The sequence below is a fragment of the Mycobacterium colombiense genome (assembly GCF_003284935.1).
GTDB lineage: Bacteria > Actinomycetota > Actinomycetes > Mycobacteriales > Mycobacteriaceae > Mycobacterium > Mycobacterium arosiense_A.
Genome location: NZ_QMEV01000010.1, coordinates 100,467 through 119,461, shown reverse-complemented (window position 1 = coordinate 119,461; position 18,995 = coordinate 100,467). Strand labels below are relative to the sequence as shown.

The 18,995-nt window shown below is 67.8% G+C and carries 16 protein-coding genes and 2 pseudogenes; 9 read left to right on the top strand and 9 right to left on the bottom strand.

Features of this window, described 5'->3' with window-relative positions; genetic code table 11:
* The first annotated feature begins 33 nt into the window (after positions 1-33).
* Complete coding sequence (locus tag DQP57_RS07725; RefSeq protein WP_112632415.1) at positions 34-333, top strand: DUF503 domain-containing protein; 300 nt, start codon at positions 34-36, stop codon at positions 331-333.
* Here the strand turns inward: DQP57_RS07725 and trmI are convergent, their stop codons facing one another.
* Positions 334-1,179: a tRNA (adenine(58)-N(1))-methyltransferase TrmI gene (gene trmI / locus DQP57_RS07720; protein WP_112632414.1), complete on the bottom strand. Its 846-nt coding sequence runs from the start codon at positions 1,177-1,179 to the stop codon at positions 334-336. It abuts the gene before it with no gap.
* 74 nt (positions 1,180-1,253) lie between these two features.
* Between trmI and DQP57_RS07715 the strand changes: the two genes are divergently transcribed.
* On the top strand, positions 1,254-2,150 hold the full coding sequence (locus tag DQP57_RS07715; protein WP_112632413.1) for a RecB family exonuclease: 897 nt from the start codon (positions 1,254-1,256) through the stop codon (positions 2,148-2,150).
* Positions 2,151-2,153: 3 nt separating this feature from the next.
* On the opposite strand, the gene DQP57_RS07710 is transcribed toward DQP57_RS07715, so the two are convergent.
* The 5 genes and pseudogenes from DQP57_RS07710 to DQP57_RS07690 all read right to left on the bottom strand — a co-directional run bounded on the left by DQP57_RS07710 (position 2,154) and on the right by DQP57_RS07690 (position 5,845).
* Complete coding sequence (locus DQP57_RS07710; protein ID WP_112632412.1) at positions 2,154-3,524, bottom strand: FAD-containing oxidoreductase; 1,371 nt, start codon at positions 3,522-3,524, stop codon at positions 2,154-2,156.
* Positions 3,521-4,033, bottom strand: coding sequence for a DUF4126 family protein (locus tag DQP57_RS07705; protein WP_112632411.1), 513 nt, complete (start codon positions 4,031-4,033; stop codon positions 3,521-3,523). The genes DQP57_RS07710 and DQP57_RS07705 overlap by 4 nt, the downstream gene beginning before the upstream one ends.
* A gap of 117 nt (positions 4,034-4,150) precedes the next feature.
* Entirely contained in the window at positions 4,151-5,005 is an 855-nt protein-coding gene (gene hisG / locus DQP57_RS07700) for an ATP phosphoribosyltransferase (protein WP_112632424.1), read from the bottom strand.
* A 2-nt stretch (positions 5,006-5,007) separates the two neighbouring features.
* Positions 5,008-5,289 carry a phosphoribosyl-ATP diphosphatase gene (locus DQP57_RS07695; protein ID WP_112632410.1) on the bottom strand — a complete coding sequence of 94 codons (282 nt, stop codon included), beginning with the start codon at positions 5,287-5,289 and terminating at the stop codon, positions 5,008-5,010.
* A gap of 55 nt (positions 5,290-5,344) precedes the next feature.
* A pseudogene (locus tag DQP57_RS07690) lies at positions 5,345-5,845 on the bottom strand (TetR family transcriptional regulator).
* A 20-nt stretch (positions 5,846-5,865) separates the two neighbouring features.
* Here DQP57_RS07690 and DQP57_RS07685 point away from each other — a divergent pair.
* A pseudogene (locus tag DQP57_RS07685) lies at positions 5,866-5,961 on the top strand (mannan-binding protein); the annotation flags it as partial.
* Between the two features lie 113 nt (positions 5,962-6,074).
* Positions 6,075-8,078 (top strand): 4-alpha-glucanotransferase, encoded by a 2,004-nt coding sequence (malQ, locus tag DQP57_RS07680; RefSeq protein ID WP_112632409.1) that lies wholly within the window; start codon positions 6,075-6,077, stop codon positions 8,076-8,078.
* On the opposite strand, the gene metH is transcribed toward malQ, so the two are convergent.
* Positions 8,060-11,863 carry a methionine synthase gene (gene metH, locus DQP57_RS07675; RefSeq protein WP_112632408.1) on the bottom strand — a complete coding sequence of 1,268 codons (3,804 nt, stop codon included), beginning with the start codon at positions 11,861-11,863 and terminating at the stop codon, positions 8,060-8,062. The two genes, malQ and metH, sit on opposite strands and share 19 nt — an antisense overlap.
* A 496-nt stretch (positions 11,864-12,359) precedes the next feature.
* Here metH and DQP57_RS07670 point away from each other — a divergent pair, with 496 nt between their 5' ends.
* Positions 12,360-13,262: a PAC2 family protein gene (locus DQP57_RS07670; RefSeq protein WP_205869062.1), complete on the top strand. Its 903-nt coding sequence runs from the start codon at positions 12,360-12,362 to the stop codon at positions 13,260-13,262.
* Positions 13,263-13,342: 80 nt separating this feature from the next.
* Complete coding sequence (locus DQP57_RS07665) at positions 13,343-14,824, top strand: amino acid permease (protein WP_112632406.1); 1,482 nt, start codon at positions 13,343-13,345, stop codon at positions 14,822-14,824.
* Here DQP57_RS07665 and DQP57_RS07660 read toward each other — a convergent pair.
* On the bottom strand, positions 14,821-15,699 hold the full coding sequence (locus DQP57_RS07660) for an SDR family oxidoreductase (protein WP_112632405.1): 879 nt from the start codon (positions 15,697-15,699) through the stop codon (positions 14,821-14,823). The genes DQP57_RS07665 and DQP57_RS07660 overlap by 4 nt on opposite strands.
* Positions 15,700-16,015: 316 nt before the next feature.
* Between DQP57_RS07660 and DQP57_RS26570 the strand changes: the two genes are divergently transcribed.
* The 3 genes from DQP57_RS26570 to DQP57_RS07650 all read left to right on the top strand — a co-directional run bounded on the left by DQP57_RS26570 (position 16,016) and on the right by DQP57_RS07650 (position 18,150).
* The gene (locus DQP57_RS26570) at positions 16,016-16,483 is read left to right on the top strand and encodes a hypothetical protein (protein ID WP_133259226.1); all 468 of its coding nucleotides are present in this window, start codon (positions 16,016-16,018) and stop codon (positions 16,481-16,483) included.
* A gap of 65 nt (positions 16,484-16,548) precedes the next feature.
* Positions 16,549-16,761, top strand: coding sequence for an MbtH family protein (locus DQP57_RS07655; RefSeq protein ID WP_112632404.1), 213 nt, complete (start codon positions 16,549-16,551; stop codon positions 16,759-16,761).
* Positions 16,762-16,818: 57 nt separating this feature from the next.
* Positions 16,819-18,150 carry a cytochrome P450 gene (locus tag DQP57_RS07650; RefSeq protein ID WP_112632403.1) on the top strand — a complete coding sequence of 444 codons (1,332 nt, stop codon included), beginning with the start codon at positions 16,819-16,821 and terminating at the stop codon, positions 18,148-18,150.
* On the opposite strand, the gene DQP57_RS07645 is transcribed toward DQP57_RS07650, so the two are convergent.
* Positions 18,046-18,984, bottom strand: coding sequence for an alpha/beta hydrolase family protein (locus DQP57_RS07645; RefSeq protein ID WP_112632402.1), 939 nt, complete (start codon positions 18,982-18,984; stop codon positions 18,046-18,048). The two genes, DQP57_RS07650 and DQP57_RS07645, sit on opposite strands and share 105 nt — an antisense overlap.
* Positions 18,985-18,995: the final 11 nt, after the last annotated feature.

Genomic DNA, 18,995 nt, shown 5'->3' with positions numbered 1-18,995 from the left:
CGCCGACCAGAACCCGCCGGGTTGACCCGCGGCATGTGGATCGGCTGGCTCGAGTTCGAGGTGCTGCTGGGCGACGTGCGGTCACTCAAACAGAAGCGGTCGGTCATTCGCCCCGTGGTCGCCGAGTTACAGCGCAAGTTCAGCGTGTCGGCGGCCGAGGTGGGTTCGCACGAGCTGTATCGGCGGGCGGGCATCGGCGTCGCCACCGTGTCCGGTGACCGTGGTCATGCCGTCGACGTGCTGGACGCGGCCGAGCGGCTGGTGGCCGCGCATCCCGAATTCGAGCTGCTGTCGGTGCGGCGCTCGCTGGTACGCAGCGACGACCTCGCCTAGCTAGCCGTCGCGGCCTTCGCGCTTGCGACCCAACGGCACGGGCGCGACGACCCCGGGCGCAAGCCGCCGCGTGAAGATCAGGAACGCGGTGTGCCCACGCATCGAATGCTGCGGCCGGACGGCGAGCCCCACGACGTTCCAGCCGCGCTGCAAGGTCTCCCACGACCGCGGCTCGGTCCAGCACTGCTGGGCCCGCAGGGCCTCGACCGCGCGCGACAGCTGAGTGACGGTGGCGACGTAAACGATCAGCACGCCGCCGGGAATCAGCAGCCGGGCGACCGACTCGAGCACCTCCCACGGCGCGAGCATGTCCAGCACGGCACGGTCGAAGGATCCGTCCGGCAGCTCGGAGTCGGACACGTCTCCGATGATCAGTTGCCAGTTCTCGGGCGCCTGGCCGCCGTGAAACACCGACACGTTGCGTTCGGCGTGCTCGGCATGATCGGCGCGCACCTCGTAGGAGGTCACCCGGCCTTCGGGCCCGACCGCGCGCAGCAGCGAGCAGGTCAGCGCGCCGGAACCGGCGCCGGCCTCCAGCACCCGCGCGCCCGGGAAGATGTCGCCCTCGTGCACGATCTGGGCGGCGTCCTTGGGGTAGATCACCTGGGGCCCACGCGGCATCGACATCACGTAGTCGATCAGCAGGGGCCGCATCACCAGGTACACCGCGTTGTTGCTGGACTTGATCACGCTGCCCTGCTCGAGCCCGATCAGCGCGTCGTGTGGGATCGCCCCGCGATGGGTGTGGAACTCGGCGCCCGCGGTGAGCACCACCGTGTAGTGCCGACCCTTGGCATCGGTGAGCTGGACGCGCTCGCCCTCGGTAAACGGGCCGGATACGGACACGCGGTCTAGCGTGCCAGCCGACTCGCCGCCGCAGGTGCTTGGGGGTTGTCGGCGCCCGGTCCTAGGCTGCGGACATGATCGTCCAGCCGGAGGCGCCCGAGTCGGCGGTGCGGCCGGTGGGCCAGGCGTATCGCCCCGCCTTATCGCCGTCCCGGGCCGCGGACTTCAAGCAGTGCCCGCTGCTGTACCGGTTCCGGGCCATCGACCGGTTGCCCGAGGCGCCGTCGCCCGCGCAGCTGCGCGGGTCGCTCGTGCATGCCGCCCTGCAGCAGCTTTACGGCCTGCCCGCCGAACAGCGCGGCCCCGACACCGCCCTGTCGTTGGTGGAGCCCGCGTGGGACCAGCTCCTCGCGGCGACGCCCGAGATGACCGCCGACACGGACCCGGCGCAGCGCGCCCAGTTGTTGGCCGAGGCGCAGGCGTTGCTCGCCGGTTATTACCGGCTCGAAGACCCCACCCGCTTCGACCCGGAGTGCTGCGAACAGCGGGTCGAGGTGGAGCTCGCCGACGGCACGTTGCTGCGCGGGTTCATCGACCGGATCGACGTCGCCGCCACCGGCGAGTTGCGGGTGGTCGACTACAAGACCGGCAAGGCTCCGCCGGAGGCGCGGGCCCTGGCGGAGTTCAAGGCCATGTTCCAGATGAAGTTCTACGCGGTGGCACTGTTGCGTTCGCGCGGTGTGCAACCCACCCGGCTGCGGCTGATCTATCTTGCCGACGGCCAGGTGCTGGACTACACGCCCGACCACGACGAGCTGCTGCGCTTCGAGAAGACGCTGATGGCGATCTGGCGCGCGATCCAAACCGCCGGCCAGACCGGCGATTTCCGCCCCACCCAGTCCCGACTGTGCGACTGGTGTCCCCACCAACAACTCTGCCCGCTCTTCGGCGGAACCCCGCCGCCCTACCCGGGCTGGCCGGAAACCTTTGGCACGCAGACCGATTCGCGTCCCACCGAACCGGCCGCCTGACCGTTAGCTCAGCGGCGAGAGCTCCTGCAGCATCGTCGGGATGAGTTCGCTGACGGTGGGATGGATGTGCATGGTGCGCGATAGCGTGGTGTAGGGCGCCTTGGCCGACATCACGTCCAGGATGGCGTGAATGGCCTCGTCGCCGCCCACCCCGAGGATGGCGGCGCCCAAGATCTCCTGCGTGTCGGCGTCCACCACGACTTTCATGAAGCCTTGTGTCTCACCCTTTTCCACGGCCCGGCCCACCCGGGTCATCGGCCGCTTGCCGACCAGCGCCTTGCGGCCCGACGAGCGGACCTGATCGACGGTCATGCCGGCACGCCCCAGGGGCGGATCGATATAGAGCGCGTAGGTGGTGATGCGGTCGCTCACCCGGCGTGGGTCGTCGTCCAGCAGGTTGGCGGCGACGATCTCGAAATCGTTGTAGGAGGTGTGGGTGAACGCACCTTTGCCGTTGCAGTCGCCCATCGCCCAGATGTGTTCGACGCTGGTCTTGAGCTGGTCGTCGACCACGATGTAGCCGCGGGCATCGGTCTGCACCCCGGCCGCGCCCAGGCCCAGATCGTCGGTGTTGGGTCGCCGGCCCACCGCCAGCAACAGGTGACTCCCCTGGACGGGGGCGGCGCCGTCACGAGGGGTCAGCTCGAAGCCGTTGCCGTTCTTGGCTATTCGCATATCGTCGGCGCCGACGATGACGTCGATGCCTTCGGCGCGCAGGATTTCTTCGATCGTTTCCGAGACGTCCTCGTCCTCGCGCAACGCCAGCCGCGGGCCCCGTTCGACGACGGTCACCCGGGCCCCGAACCGCCGGTACATCTGGGCGAACTCCAGCGCGATGTAGCTGCCCCCGACGATGACGAGATGCGTTGGCACCGTGTCGAGTTCAAGGACCGACACGTTGGTGAGGAAGTCGACGTCGGACAGGCCGGGAATGTCGGGCACCACCGCGCGCCCGCCGACGTTGAGGAAGATGCGGTCGGCGTGCAGCTCATCGTCGCCCACGCGCAGCGTGTGCGGATCGGCGAAGACCGCGTGCCCCCGGAACACGGTGCAGCCCTCCATGCCCTCGAGCCAATCCTCGACGCCCTTGCGGTCGCCCAGCATGATCTCGTCCTTGCGGGCCTTGACCTTGGCCATGTCCACGCTGACCGTCCCGGTCCCGACGCCGTATTCCGCGCCGCGGCGGGCCAGATGGGCGGCGTGCGCGGAGGCCACCAGCGTCTTGGTCGGAATGCACCCGGTGTTGACGCAGGTGCCGCCGATCAGCTTGCGCTCGATCACGGCGACGCGCTGGCCGGCGGCGGTCAGCCGGCCTGCCAACGGCGGCCCGGCCTGGCCGGCCCCGACGATGATCGCATCGAAATGCTTTGTCACTTAACCGCCGTCAGGAGGTACTCGGTCAGCAGGTGGCCCGTCGCCGCAAGAATGGCGAACCCGCCCACGATCGCGACGGCGTCCTCGAGCAGCGCGATGGGCAGGTCCTTGCCGCCCGTCGCGGCCACCAGCCGCTTGCGCACCTGATAGCCGCCGAGGGTCCCAAGCACCGCACCGATGACACCGGCGCCCAGCGCGGTGAACGTCCAGTGTGGCCACGCGCCCAGCGCCGCGCCGGCAAGCCCACCCGTGACGATGCGGGCCGCGAAGATCGGCGGCGCCGTACGGGCCGGTGTCTTGGGCAGCTTGTCGTTGATCAGTTCGCCCACGGCCAAGACGGTGAAGATGATCACCGCGATGATGTTGGTCAGCCAACTCGCCCACGTGCCGTGCAAGTCGATCCAGCCGATGTAGGCGGCCCAGGCCACGACGGCAGGCGCCGTCAGCGACCGCAGCCCGGCCACGACGCCAATCAGTAAAGCCAACAAGACGAGAAGCGCGTGTGTCACGGAAACCCTCCTGGGAGACGAACAGCCGGCGACCGATGCAGGGAGTGCCCCTACGCCAACCCGGGCAGTCCCCGAGGCGGACGCTAACACAGCCGCGGGTCTTACACCGTGTGCGAATCAGAACCGGCAGAACCTGATATCGGACGCCAGGATCGCCTTGGCGCCGATGGCGGCCAGCTCGTCCATGATCTCGTTGACGCCCCGACGCGGAACCAGCGCGCGGATGGCAACCCAGTCAGGGTCGGCCAGGGGTGCGATGGTGGGCGACTCCAGCCCCGGCGTGATCGCCGTGGCCTTGTCCAGCACCGACCGGGGGCAGTCGTAGTCGAGCATCAGGTATTGCTGGCCGAACACCACGCCCTGGATCCGCGCCACCAGCTGATCGCGCGCCGCCTGCGTCCCGGCGTTGCTGCTGTGGTCGCTTTCGATCAGTACCGCTTCCGAATCGCACAGCGGGTCACCGAAGGCCACCAGGTTGTGCAGGCTCAGGGTGCGTCCGGAGCCCACCACGTCGGCGATGGCGTCGGCCACGCCGAGTTGCACCGAGATCTCCACCGCGCCGTCGAGCCTGATGACGGTCGCGTCAATCCCGCGCCCCGCCAAGTCTTTTCGCACCAGGTTGGGGTAGGCGGTGGCGATCCGTTTGCCGGCCAGGTCGGCGATCTTCCAGTCGCGCCCCGCCGGTCCGGCGTAGCGAAAGCTCGACGAGCCGAAGCCCAGCGCCAGACGCTCGCGCACCGGCGCATCGGAATCGCCGACCAGGTCCCTGCCGGTGATGCCGAAATCCAACTCCCCCGAACCCACATAGATGGCAATGTCTTTGGGCCGCAGAAAGAAGAACTCGACCTGGTTCGCCGGGTCGATGACGGTCAGGTCCTTCGAATCGGTGCGACGCCGGTAACCGGCCTCGGCGAGAATCTCGCTGGCCGGCTCGCTGAGCGTGCCCTTGTTGGGAACCGCAACCCGCAGCATGGTCATAGCTTCCGATACACGTCGTCGAGGGTCAGCCCGCGGGCCACCATCAACACCTGCGTCCAGTAGAGCAACTGGCTGATCTCCTCGGCCAGCGCCTCGTCGCTTTCGTGCTCGGCGGCCAGCCACACTTCGCCGGCTTCCTCGAGGATCTTCTTGCCCAGGCCGTGGACGCCGCCGTCGAGCGCGGCGACCGTGGCGCTGCCGGCCGGCCGGGTACGGGCACGCTCGCCCAGCTCGGCGAACAGATCCTCGAAGGTCTTCACGGCCAGCGATTGTTTCACGCGGCGGCGAGCAAAGTCACGGCGGTTTAGCCCCGGCCGCGTCTGCGCGGCTTCCTCAGTCGAATCCGGCGAGGGTCAGGCGCAGCGCTTGCTCCAGCAGCACGTGGAACTCCGCGCTCTCGGCGACGTTCGAGGTCAGCCAGCCATCGAGGACGAATTTCACTGTGGCCAAACTGGTGTGGACCAACAACGCGGGTCGGATGTCGGCCACCGCATCGACACCGATGCGACGGCCAGACGCCAGGTATCGAGGTTGTCAACCTCGCTGACATCTCTGGCGTGGGTGACGAACAGCTGGATCAGCGCCTCGACCGGTGACTCGTGGGCCGGTCTGGCGCCGTAGGAACCGACGATCTCGGCGGCGGCCTCCCGGACGGGATCGACCAGCAGACCCTCCTTAATGGGCGCGTACCGGAAATACGTGCTGATGGAGACCCCCGGCGGCCGCAGCGATGTCCTCGGTCGTCACCGCCTCGAAGCCGCGCTCGGCGAAAAGCCGGTAGGCGGTCTGCTGGATCTGGGGAATCAGCTCAGCACGGCGTCGGTACGCAACGATATGTTTGCTGAGGACGTGCCAACTTCTCCCCCGGGCTGCCGCAGTGGTACATGGACGGCGGCACCGCGCAGGCCCACATCCCGCTGTCGGCGCTGGGTTCGGTGTTGCGGATCTGAGCGTGTGAGTGCCCGTGTAAGTCGGCCCAGGGCGGGTATTTTGCCGAAGTGCGCCCGCCTCTTCGCAGCAACTCACCGATCCGCCCCGTCGTGTCCGAATCGCGAACCGTCTGATGGCCACACCCAAACCGGTGCCAGAGGACTTGCGACAGCTGGCCGCGGCCCACGGGGTGGCTACCTCCTACCGAAACGAGCGACGCGAACCGGTCGAGGTCGATGCGGACGTGGTGGTCCGGGTGCTCGCCTTGCTGGAGGTCGATGCCGGCAGCGACGCCGACCGGCGTCGTGAATTGGCGCGGCTGGCCGAGCGCAAGCGCATGGGGACCTTGGCGCCGACAGTCGCCGTGCGGGTGGGCGGCCGGCCGCGAACCATTCCCGGAGCGGTCACGTTGGTCGGCGAGGACGGCAACCAGACCAACGTGCGCGCCGAGTTGCCCGCCGACCTATCGCCGGGCTGGTACCGCCTGCACACCCGGGACGGGCAGCAAGTCACCCTGGTAGCGGCCCCGCCGCAGGTGCCCCAGACACCCGTCACCTGGGGCTGGATGCTGCAGCTGTATGCGCTGCGCTCGGACCGCTCGTGGGGCATCGGCGATCTGGGCGACCTGCGAGACTTCATCGACTGGACCGCGGCAGCGCACGGTGCGGGCGCGGTATTGCTCAATCCGCTGAACTCACCCGGCCCCACGCATCCGGTTCAACCCTCCCCCTATACCCCTTCCAGTCGGCGTTTCGCCAACCCGTTGGCGCTGCGCACCGAAGACCTGGACGCTTATCGTAGGGCCGACCCGCAGACCCGCGCCGAAGTGGACGCCCTGCGTGTTTGGTCCGGCACCGAGCGGATCGACCACGACCTCGTCTGGGCCGCGAAACGCGCAGCGTTGGAAGCGCTTTGGCGCGGGCAGAACCGACCGAATCCGCTGGACGACTCACCGTCGTCCAGGGCGCTGGGCGACTGGGCCACCTACTGCGCGCTGGCCGAGCGGCACGGTGGCCGCTGGCCGCAATGGCCCCAATCCTTGCGTAGCGTCGACAGACCGGGCGTCACCGCCGCTCGGCGGGAACTGGCACCCCGGGTCGCCTTCCACGCCTGGGTACAGCATCGCTGCGCCGAACAGCTCGGCGAAGTCCGCAGCGCCGCGCGAAGAGCCGGTATGGCGTTGGGCGTGTTGCACGACTTGCCGGTCGGCGTCGACTCCGACGGTGCCGACGCGTGGGCCCTCGCCGACATGCTGGCCGCCGGAGTTCACGTCGGCGCTCCCCCAGACAATTTCACCCCGCGCGGCCAAGACTGGGGGCTGCCACCGTGGCGGCCCGACCGGCTCGCGGCGACGGGGTACGGCGCACTGCGAGACATGCTGCGCGCCATACTCGTTCACGCGGACGGCCTGCGAATCGACCACGTGGCGGGCTTGTGGCGGCTCTGGTGGATACCGCCGGGCGAGTCCGCCGACCGGGGCACCTACGTCCACTATGACGCCGACGTCATGCTTGCCGTGCTCGCGTTGGAAGCCCAGCGAGCGGGGGCGACCGTGGTGGGCGAGGACCTGGGCACCGTCGAGCCGGAGGTCACGAAAGCTTTGGGCGACAACGGAATGCTCGGCTGCGCGGTATCCTGGTTCACCCGCGACGAGGCGGCGCCCGAACAACCGCTGCTCCCGTCGTCCAGGTGGCCGCAACGCGCCGCCGCCAGCCTTTCCACGCACGATTTGCCCACAGCGGCCGGCTTCTTGCGAGGCGAACACGTGCGGGTGCGCGCGGAGCTAGGGCTGCTTGATGATGTGCCGGCCGAACGGGCTTCGGCCGACAAGGAAAAAGCCGAGTGGCTGGCCTTGCTGCGCGCCGAAGGCCTGCTGCGGGCCGATCCCACTGAGAACGACATCATCGTCGCGATGCACCGTTTCCTGGCGGCGACCCCGAGCAGGTTGAAGTTGATCTCGCCCTACGACATCGTCGCCGAGCCGCGACAACCGAATCTGCCCGGCACCATCGACGAATACCCGAATTGGCGGCTGCCACTGCCGGTGACACTCGAGCAGCTGCGCGCCGACCCGCGCGTCGCCGCGATCACCGCCGCGTTCCAGGCCGAACCCGGAGCTCAGTCCTCCGGGTTGTAGCCGAGGTTGGGGGCCAGCCAGCGCTCGGCTTCGGGCAGCGTCCAGCCCTTGCGCTTCGCGTAGTCGGCGACCTGGTCCTGGGCCATCCGGCCGACCACGAAGTACTGCGACTGCGGGTGCGAGAAATACCAGCCGCTGACGGCGGCGCCGGGCCACATCGCCATCGAATCGGTCAACTCGATGCCGGTCCGCTCCTTCACGTCCATCAACGTCCAGAGCGTCGCCTTCTCGGTGTGCTCGGGGCAGGCGGGGTAGCCGGGGGCGGGCCGGATGCCCCGGTACTTCTCGTCGATGAGTGCGTCGTTGTCCAGCTGCTCGTCCGGCTGGTATCCCCAGAACTCCTTGCGGACCCGTTGGTGCATCCGCTCGGCGAACGCCTCGGCCAGCCGGTCGGCGACCGACTCCAGCAGGATCGCGCTGTAGTCGTCGAGCGCCGCCTTGAACTCCGCGATCTTCTCCTGGCTGCCGAGCCCCGCGGTGACGGCGAAGGCGCCCACGTAGTCGGCCAGCCCGCTGTCCTTGGGCGCGACGTAGTCGGCCAGCGACCGGTTCGGGATTCCCTCCCGGTGCTCACCCTGCTGACGCAGGTGGTGCAACGTCGTCAGCACCTCGCTGCGGGTGTCGTCGGTGTACACCTCGATGTCTTCGACACCCGAGCCGACCGCGTTCGCGGGGAAGAACCCGATCACCCCGTTGGCGGTCAGCCACTTCTCCTTGATCAGGGTGTCGAGCATCTCCTGCGCGTCGTCGTACAGCTTGCGGGCCGCCTCGCCCGAGGCCGGGTTGTTGAGGATGTCGGGGAAGCGGCCCTTCATCTCCCAGGCATTGAAAAACGGCTGCCAGTCGATGTATTCGCGCAGCTCGGCCAGGTCGTAGTCCAAAAATTCACGTATTCCCACACCGATAGCGGGCACCGGCGGCGTGTAGCCGTCCCACTCGATCGGCGTCCGGTTGGCCCGCGCCTTTTCCAGCGGCAACGTCGGCCGCTCGTTCTTCTGGGCGTGCCGCTCGCGCAGGGACGCGTAGTCCTTCTCGGTGGCCTCCAGCAGGGGACCGCGCTGCTTGGGATCGAGGAGCGCGGCGGCGACCGGCACCGACCGGGACGCGTCCTTGACCCACACCACCGGCCCGCTGCGGCGCGGCGAGATCTTCACGGCCGTGTGGGCGCGCGAGGTGGTCGCGCCGCCGATCAGCAGCGGGATCTCCAGGCCCTCGCGTTCCATCTCGACGGCGAAGTTGCTCATCTCGTCCAAAGAGGGGGTGATCAGCCCGGACAGCCCGATGATGTCGGCGTCGTGCTCCTTCGCCGCGTCCAGGATCTTGCTCGCCGGCACCATCACTCCGAGGTCGATCACCTCGAAGTTGTTGCACTGCAAGACGACCCCGACGATGTTCTTGCCGATGTCGTGGACGTCGCCCTTCACCGTCGCCATCACGATCGTGCCGTTGGTGTCCTTGCTCGCGGCGGTGCCGTTCTCCTCTTTCTCTTTCTCGATGAACGGCAACAGGTAGGCGACGGCCTTCTTCATCACCCGGGCCGACTTCACGACCTGGGGCAAAAACATCTTGCCCGAGCCGAAGAGGTCACCGACAACGTTCATGCCGTCCATCAGCGGGCCCTCGATCACCTCGATCGGGCGGCCGCCGGCGGCGGCGATCTCGGCCCGCAATTCCTCGGTGTCGTCGTCGACGTGCGCGTCGATGCCCTTGACCAACGCGTGCGTGATCCGCTCGCGAACCGGCAGGCCGCGCCACTCGGCCGCCGCCGGATCCTCGGACTTCTCCGAGCTGTTGAATCGCTCGGCGATTTCCAGCAGCCGTTCGGCCGCGTCCTCGCGACGGTTCAGCACGACATCCTCGATGCGGTCCCGCAGTTCGGGGTCGATCGAGTCGTAGGGCACCAGCGCGCCGGCGTTGACGATGCCCATGTCCAGGCCGGCCTTGATGGCGTGATACAGGAACACCGCGTGGATCGCCTCGCGGACGGGGTTGTTACCCCGGAACGAGAACGACACGTTCGAGATGCCGCCGGAGATGTGCACCCCGGGCAGGTTCTCCTTGATCCAGGCGCAGGCCTCGATGAAGTCGATCCCGTAGGTGGCGTGCTCCTCGATGCCGGTGGCCAGCGCGAAGCAGTTCGGGTCGAAGATGATGTCCTCGGCCGGGAAGCCGACCTGTTCGGTCAGGATCCGGTAGGCGCGTCCGCAGATCTCCTTGCGGCGCTCCAGGTTGTCGGCCTGTCCCTGCTCGTCGAAGGCCATCACGACGACGGCCGCGCCATACTTGCGGCACAGCCGTGCCTCGCGGATGAACTTCTCCTCGCCCTCCTTCATGGAGATCGAGTTGACGATCGGCTTGCCCTGCACGTTCTTCAGGCCCGCCTCGATGACCTCCCACTTGGAGGAGTCGATCATCACCGGGACGCGGCTGATGTCGGGTTCGGCCGCGATCAGCTTGGTGAACCGGTCCATCGCGGCGACGCCGTCGATCATGCCCTCGTCCATGTTGATGTCGATGACCTGCGCACCCGCCTCCACCTGCTGCAGGGCGACCGACAGCGCGGTGTCGTAATCCTCGGCCTTGATCAGGTTGCGGAACCGGGCGGAGCCGGTGATGTTGGTGCGCTCACCGATGTTCACGAACAGGGAGTCGTCGGTGATGTTGAGCGGCTCCAGGCCCGAAAGTCGGGTGGCCACCTCGATTTTCGGCACCTCGCGCGGCGTTTTGCCCTCGACGACCTTGGCGATCTCTGCGATGTGCGGAGGCGCGGTGCCGCAGCAGCCGCCGACCAGGTTGACCAAGCCGGCGTCGGCGAAGTCGGCGATGTAGCCGGCCTGACGCTCCGGGGTTTCGTCGTATTCGCCGAAGGCGTTGGGCAGCCCGGCGTTCGGGTAGCAGGAGACGAACGTGTCCGCGATCCGCGCCATCTCGGCGATGTAGGGCCGCATCTCCGGCGCACCCAGGGCACAGTTCAGCCCGACCGCGATCGGCTTCGCGTGCCTGATCGCGTTCCAGAAGGCCTCGGTGACCTGACCGGACAACGTCCGCCCGGAGGCGTCGGTGATGGTGCCCGAGATGATCAACGGCCAGCGGCGGCCGCGCTCCTCGAACAGGGTCTCGACGGCGAACACCGCCGCCTTGGCGTTCAGCGAGTCGAAGATCGTCTCGATGATGAGCAGGTCCGCACCGCCGTCGACCAGGCCGTTGGCGGCCTCCAGGTAGGCGGTGACCAGCTGGTCGTAGGAGACGTTGCGGGCCCCGGGGTCGTTGACGTCCGGCGAGATCGACGCGGTCCGGGTGGTCGGCCCGATCGCGCCCGCGACGTAGCGGGGCTTGTCCGGGGTGCTGTATTCGTCGGCGGCCTTGCGCGCCAGCGCGGCGCCCGCGTAGTTCAGCTCGTAGGCCAGCTCCGCCATGTCGTAGTCGGACAGCGAGATCGCGTTCGCGTTGAACGTGTTGGTTTCCAGGATGTCGGCGCCCGCATCGAGGTACTCGCGGTGGATCCCCTCGATGATCTGTGGCTGCGTCAGGTTGAGCAGGTCGTTGTTGCCCTGCAGGGCGGTCGGCCACTCCGTGAACCGGTCGCCGCGATAGCCGGCCTCGTCCGGCCGGTCGCGCTGGATCGCGGTCCCCATCGCGCCGTCGATCACCACGATCCGCTGGCGCAGCGCTGCCGTCAGCTCGTCGGTGCAGTCCGGACGGATGTTCGGCGCGAAGGTGCTCGACGCGGAAGTTTTCGTCGCGGAAGTTTTCGTCTCAACGGCGGTCACGTGCACTCCTTCCATAGCGGAAGGCGTCCTTGACTCTGCCGAGCGTGGCGGATACCGGCGCAAACCCGTATCCGTTGCAACGCCTCTCGACCAAAGAAGTCTACGTCGTCACCCGATCGACGCCCGGACGCCCAACCCATCGCCGCTATCGACAGCTCGCGCAGCCTGCCGGCGACGTAGTAATTACCCAGGTTAACGAAATCGCAGCCGAACGTATTTCGTCTCGACCGCGTCGACGCCGGTTGTTGATGCCGTCCGGGGTCTGATCGTCAGCGGCGGTCATGCCATAAGAATAGTCGTCCTATGCAAAGCCCCCGGTTGAGCGCCAATCGGCCCGGCACGCCTTGGCCACCGCGGCCGAACATGCCCGACTCCGCAACCGACCGCCCACGGTCCGCATCGTCGCCGGGCGCGTCCACTTGCCCGACTCGCCCCCGCAAGCGGGGGGACCTCCGCCTCGGACCGCCCACGGTCCGCATCGTCGCCGGGCGGAAAGCCGTACGCTAATTCTGTGACCCCGCCCGACGGCCCTCCCTTTGGCCCCCCTAGTGGTCAAGCTGCGTTGCCCGAACTGCATCACACCGTCGTCGTGGCCGCGTTCGAGGGTTGGAACGACGCCGGCGATGCGGCCAGCGACGCGCTCGAACACCTCGAGGCCATCTGGGAAGCGGACCCGATCCTGGAGATCGACGACGAGGCCTACTACGACTACCAGGTGAATCGCCCGGTGATCCGGCAGGTCGACGGGGTGACCCGCGAACTGGTGTGGCCGGCGATGCGAATCTCGCACTGCCGCCCGCCCGGCAGCGACCGCGATGTCGTGTTGATGCACGGGGTCGAACCCAACATGCGCTGGCGCACGTTCTGCGCGGAACTGGTGGCCATCGCCGACAAGCTCAACGTGGACACCGTGGTGATCCTGGGCGCGCTGCTGGCCGACACCCCCCACACCCGGCCGGTCCCGGTGTCGGGCGCGGCCTACTCCCCCGAGTCGGCGAAGCGCTTCGGCCTCGAGGAGAGCCGCTACGAGGGGCCGACCGGCATCGCCGGGGTGTTTCAGGACTCCTGCGTGGCCGCCGGGATTCCCGCGGTGACGTTCTGGGCGGCGGTGCCGCACTACGTCTCGCAGCCGCCGAACCCGAAGGCGACGGTGGCCCTGCTGCGCCGCGTCGAGGACGTCCTCGACATCGAGGTGCCGCTGGCCGACCTGCCGACGGACGCCGAGGAATGGGAGCAGGCGGTCACCGAGATGACGGCCGAGGACGAGGACCTCACCGAGTATGTGCTGTCGCTCGAGCAACGTGGCGACGCCGAAGTCGACATGAACGACGCCCTGGGCAAGATCGACGGCGACGCGCTGGCCGCCGAGTTCGAGCGTTACCTGCGCCGTCGTCGCCCCGGCTTCGGGCGCTAACCCGCGCACCCGTCGGCGAACTTGCCGTCGACCGATCAACTACGGAAGCATCGCGTCGCGACCTACCGATTGGACGTTTCATGGCCGCGTTGCCCGACGATGGCAACCCGAATCCCGTTGCCGACCCCGCTCCTGCGGCCGGCCCAAGCCCGGTAGCCGGCTCAGCCGGCGAGGACGCCGGCTATCGCAAGGGACTCAAGGCCCGCCAAGTGCAGATGATCGGCATCGGCGGCGCGATCGGCTCCGGGCTGTTCCTGGGCGCCGGGGGCCGGCTGGCCAAGGGCGGCCCCGGGATGTTCTTGGTCTACGCCGTGTGCGGCGTTTTCGTGTTCCTGATTCTGCGGGCGCTGGGCGAGTTGGTGTTGCATCGACCGTCGTCGGGCTCGTTCGTGTCGTATTCGCGAGAGTTCTTCGGCGAGAAGGCCGCCTACGCGATTGGCTGGATGTATTTCCTGGGGTGGTCGATGACGGCCATCGTCGACACCACCGCGATCGCCACCTACCTGCGCCGGTGGACGGCCTTCGAATCGATCCCCCAGTGGGTGTTGGCGCTGCTCGCGCTCATCGTCGTGTTGTCGATGAACCTGATCTCCGTGGAGTGGTTCGGTGAACTCGAATTCTGGGCGGCACTGGTCAAGGTTCTCGCGCTGATGGCCTTCCTGGTGGTCGGGATCGTCTTTCTGGCGGGACGCTATCGGATCGACGGCCACAGCACCGGGCTGAGCCTGTGGACCCACCACGGCGGCCTGTTTCCCTCCGGCGTGCTGGCGGTCCTGCTGACCACATCGGGAGTCGTATTCGCCTATGCCGCAATCGAATTGGTGGGGACAGCCGCCGGGGAGACGGTCGGCCCGGAGAAGGTGATGCCCCGCGCGATCAATTCGGTGATCGCGCGCATCGCGATCTTTTACGTCGGGTCGGTCGCCCTGCTGACCTTGCTGCTGCCCTACACCTCCTACAAGGCAACCGAAAGTCCTTTCGTCACTTTCTTTTCCAAGATCGGTTTCCACGGCGCCGGGGACCTGATGAACATCGTGGTGCTCACCGCCGCCCTGTCGAGCCTGAACGCCGGGCTGTATTCCACCGGCCGGATCATGCATTCGATGGCGTCCAGCGGCAGCGGCCCCCGGTTCGCGACCCGGATGTCGAAGAACGGGGTGCCCTTCGTCGGCATCGCGATGGCGGCCGCCATCTGCCTGCTCGGCATCGCCCTGAACGCCGTCAACCCCGGCGAAGCCTTCGAGATCGTGCTCAACATCGTGGCGCCCGGAATCATCGCGTGCTGGGCCACCATCGTGCTGTGTCAGCTGCGCTTCTACCGGCTGGCGAAGGCCGGGCAGCTGGAACGGCCGCGATTCCGGATGCCATGGGCCCCGTACTCGGGGTATCTCACCCTGGCGTTCCTGGCCGGCGTGCTGGTCATGATGGCGTTCGACAAGGAGACCGGCACCTGGACCATCGCGACGGTGGTGGTGGTCATCCCGGCGCTGAGCGCCGGATGGTTCCTGGTGCGCCGCCGGGTGGCGGCCGTCGCGTCCCAACACGCCGCCCCGGCCGGCTAGGACCTGCCGAGGTCGCGGTTGTAGGCGCTGGTGGAGCGGCCCAGCGCGGCGACTTGGGCGTCCAGCTGGGGCAGCAGCTCTGCGGTGGATTTGTGCAGGGGCATTTCGCCCACCGGGCTCGACAGCACCGGCTTGACCCAACGGAACAGCGCCACCCAGCGCGGGCAGTAGACGCGGGTGCGGCGGCGCTGGATGCCCTTGACGAAGGCCGCCGCGCACTTGTCGACGGTCGTCGTCTTGTTCAGCGGCCACGGGAAGCTGGCCAGCAACTGGTTGAACGCCGGCAGGTCGGACTGGGTGTCACGAACCAGGGCGGTGTTGATCCAGGACATGTGCGCCGAGCCGACCGTGACGCCCAGGTGGGCGACCTCCAGCCGCAGCGCATTGGCCAGCAGCTCGACGCCGGCCTTGGAGGCGTTGTACGGCGCCAGCCCGGGACAGGCCGTGTAGGCGGCCAGCGACGAGACGATGAGCACGTAGCCGCGGCGCTCGGTCAACGCGGGCAGCGTGGCGCGCACGGTGTGAAAGACGCCGAGCACGTTGATGTCGAGCACCCGTTTGAACGCTTCCGGGTCGACCTGCGCCACCGACCCGTAGCTGGCGATGCCGGCGTTGGCCACCACCACGTCGATGCCGCCGAATCGTTCCACGGCGCTGGCGGCGGCGGCCTCCATCGCGGACAGGTCACGCACGTCGGCGACGGCCGTCAACACCCGTTCTTCGCCGAGTTCGGCCGCGAGGGCTTTCAGGTCGGCTTCGTTGAGATCGGTCAGGACGAGGTTGGCGCCCTGGGCGCACAGCCGACGAGCGGTCTCGGCCCCGATCCCCCGGGCACCGCCGGTGATGAAAACGACTTTTTCCTGCAGCGACGTCATGGTCGCCAACGTACCGTGCGAGCATTCGAGGCACCCGCCTGCACGCTGTTCGGTCCGGAGCGCACGGCGGATTGCCGGTACGGCGGCGGACGGAATTGACCCCAGCGACAATGTGGGTATTTGATAGGCCCTTGTCGAATTCCGCGCAGGATGACATCCGGCTTGACGCGCTCCCGGCGGGCGTTAATTCGTTCCGACTACCCTAACTGCGCGCCCGGACTACTCTATTCGGCTCGCACGCTCCCCAATAGCGGTACCGGCGACCATAAGCTCCGGACATGACACGTAGTCGTGCATGCGGCGGGGCGACCGCCAAATGACAATCGACACCTTGGTCCCACTGTCGGTGACGTTGGTTGACCATTTGCGGCTCCCGACCGAGCGCTATCCGGGCAAGCTCGCGTTTGACCATGCCGACAATTCCGGCTTTTACGAGCGGGCCGTGAAAAGCCTGAGGGAGTGGCGGTTCTGCGGGTTGCGGGCCGGCAGCCCGAAATTCACCGCCGCTTTTTGGGGATGCGTAACCGCTGGAGCCATTGCGGTCCACCGGCGCGCGACGGGGGGCCAACCAGGTCGGCTGGCCGGTTCCACTTTCCGAAGGGGAGGAACAATGCACAAAAAGTCAATTCCACCGGAGCGATCAATGTGGAAGTTCGTGATGCGCGCCAGTTTGGGTGAGATCGACACCTATCTCTGGCACCGGCAGGGCAGCAATCAGTTCTGCTGGCGTCCGATTGGAAAGTATTGGGGCGCGGCAAACATGACCATGGATGAAACCCAATGACGGCGTCATCGAGTTCTCCCGTCAAACAAGCGAGAAACCGGCAGTAGAGACGGTCAGGAGAACCGATGAGCATTAATCCATTCGACGACGACAATTACGACTTTTTGGTGTTGGTCAACGACGAAGAGCAGCACAGCCTGTGGCCGGCCTTCGCCGATGTCCCGGCCGGCTGGCGAGTCGCGTACGGCGATGCGAACCGCGCCGCATGTCTGGACTACATCGAACAGAACTGGACCGACATTCGGCCGAAAAGTCTGGGCGGCGCATTCGAGCGATGAGCATCGCGTAGGCGCGCAGTCGGCGTCAGCGCCGCAGGGAGGGTGAGGAGCTCGGCGATGGTAGAAACCCAGCGCATCGCGCGCGCCGCCACCCCGGCGGGACCCGGGCTCGCGGGGATGTTCAAGTTCGCGTGGACACTGCCGCGACGCGGTGACACCGCCTTCGACGACCTGTTCGACCGGTACGGCGACGTAGTCTGGCTGTCTCCTCCCCCGCCGATATCTCGGCTCGTCGGAGCCAAAGTCGCTTTTGTGCGGGATCCGGCGCTGATCAAGCCGCTGTTCACCGCGGCAGCCGACGACGCCAATGCCCCACAGCCCCATCGCGTCATGGATCCGTTCTGGGGCGACCGATCGGTCTTCCTGGTGGACGGCCCCGACCACCGCCGGTTGCGCAAGTTGATGGTGCCGCGGTTGCGCGGTGACGCGCTGACCCGGTGGCAAGAGTTCATCGTGACCCGAACAGAGCACGAGGTCCACGGCTGGGCGGACGAACCGACGGTGGCGGTGTACCCGCGGATGCTCGAGCTGTCACTCGAAGCGATCTTGAAAGTCGTGTTGTCCGTGCCCGATTCGACGATGCCGCAGTGGAAATCGGCGTGGCGCGCCTTGCTCGGCACGGCGGCGTCCGGACAGGTCGCGATTCGCTCGACCCTGCGTTCGGTCGGCGGGCTGCGGTTGTGGCCGCGGTTTCAGCGCGAGCTGCGGCGCTGCGACGAGCTGGTGTACGACGAGATCGCCCACCGCCGGCGCCACCCCGAGCTCGAGTACCACGACGTCGTTGATTCCTTGCTGCGCGCGGACGGTAATGCGCTGTCGGACAAGGAGATCCGCGACCAGGTGGTCGGGATCATGATCGGCGGCTACGACCCCCCGGCGACATTGGTGAGCTGGGTGATCGAAAGACTGGTCCGCACGCCGCACGCGCTCGCCGCGGCCACCGCGGAGGTGCGCCGTGGCACCGAGCTCACCTATCTCAACGCGGTGGTGCAGGAAACCCTGCGATTGCGACCGCCGTTCATGTTCGTCTCGCGGTTCGTGCCCCGCCCGCTCAGCTTGGCCGGGCACTACTTTCCGGGCGGGACGACGATCATGGCCGTCATCCAGTCCGTGCACCGGCATCCGGACCTCTACGAGGAGCCGAAAGCGTTTCGGCCAGAACGCTTTCTGCAGCACCGCCCCAGCTCCTACGAACTCATCCCGTTCGGCGGCGGGGAACACCGCTGCCTGGGCGATCGGCTGGCCATCTTCGAAGTCACGCACATCCTGGCGACGGTGCTGCGTTCAGTAGACCTCACCGCCGTCGACCCGCGCGACGAACCCATCCGCCTGGAGGTCGGCCTCGTTCCCGGCAGGGGCGCCACCGTGCGGGCCGCTCGGGTGGAGTGACGTCAACGACGCTTCCCGAGGCCGTCGCCGCGGGCGCGCCAGCTCCCGCACCGCCGCGCGGCAGACCGCCCAGGACGGGGACGTCACATCGATGAGCGAGTAGTGATCGGCTCCGGGTAGCACCAGCAGACGGGAGTCGTCGCCCGCCCGACGCGCCGCGGCAACGAAGCGCTGCGACTGGCGCAGAGGCACATCGTCGTCGGCCGTGCCGTGCACGCACACCGAGGGGACCCCGGTGGGGAGCATGGCGCACGGACTCGCCAGCCGGGTGTCGGTGTCGGTATCGGTGTCGTCGTCGGGGCCATTGGACAAGGCGCCCAAGAACTTTCGGATGGCTCCGCGTCCCGTGTTCTCCTTCATGCCGAAACCGAGATCCAGGACTCCGGCCTGGCTGAGGAAGCCGGTCAGCGGCACCAGGGGCGAGGCCCCGGGGGCGCCGGCGGGCATTGACCCTCGACCGGCCAGCCAGCCGGCCAGGTGGCCTCCCGCGGAATGCCCGATCGCGATGACTCGCGACAGATCGAGGCGCCCGGCCGCCACGGTCTGCCCGTCCGCGGCAAGCAGGTCGACGGCGGCGGCAACGTCGAGACAGGTCGACGGCCAACCACCACCCCCGCGGTCCGGGTCGTCGCCCACCCTGCGGTATTCGAGGTTCCAGGCGGCGAACCCGTGCTGCACCAGATCCGCGGCCAGCTCGGCGCCGAGGTCGGCGCCGTAAGCCGTCCGCCAGAACCCGCCATGGATGATCACGGCGACCGGCCAGGGCCCCGGCTCGTCGGGAAGGCTGAGCTCGCCGTATTGACTCGGATGGCTGCCGTAGCGCACGACGGTCATGTCGGCTCGCG

Bases quoted from the DNA above. Each gene is read 5' to 3' on its own strand.
- DQP57_RS07725 (WP_112632415.1), top strand. From the start codon at position 34: ATGTGGATCGGCTGGCTCGAGTTCGAGGTGCTGCTGGGCGACGTGCGG.
- DQP57_RS07715 (WP_112632413.1), top strand. From the start codon at position 1,254: ATGATCGTCCAGCCGGAGGCGCCCGAGTCGGCGGTGCGGCCGGTGGGC.
- hisG (WP_112632424.1), bottom strand. From the start codon at position 5,005: ATGCTGCGGGTTGCGGTTCCCAACAAGGGCACGCTCAGCGAGCCGGCC.
- malQ (WP_112632409.1), top strand. From the start codon at position 6,075: ATGGCCACACCCAAACCGGTGCCAGAGGACTTGCGACAGCTGGCCGCG.
- metH (WP_112632408.1), bottom strand. From the start codon at position 11,863: ATGGAAGGAGTGCACGTGACCGCCGTTGAGACGAAAACTTCCGCGACG.
- DQP57_RS07665 (WP_112632406.1), top strand. From the start codon at position 13,343: ATGGCCGCGTTGCCCGACGATGGCAACCCGAATCCCGTTGCCGACCCC.
- DQP57_RS07660 (WP_112632405.1), bottom strand. From the start codon at position 15,699: ATGACGTCGCTGCAGGAAAAAGTCGTTTTCATCACCGGCGGTGCCCGG.
- DQP57_RS26570 (WP_133259226.1), top strand. From the start codon at position 16,016: ATGACAATCGACACCTTGGTCCCACTGTCGGTGACGTTGGTTGACCAT.
- DQP57_RS07655 (WP_112632404.1), top strand. From the start codon at position 16,549: ATGAGCATTAATCCATTCGACGACGACAATTACGACTTTTTGGTGTTG.
- DQP57_RS07650 (WP_112632403.1), top strand. From the start codon at position 16,819: ATGGTAGAAACCCAGCGCATCGCGCGCGCCGCCACCCCGGCGGGACCC.
- DQP57_RS07645 (WP_112632402.1), bottom strand. From the start codon at position 18,984: ATGACCGTCGTGCGCTACGGCAGCCATCCGAGTCAATACGGCGAGCTC.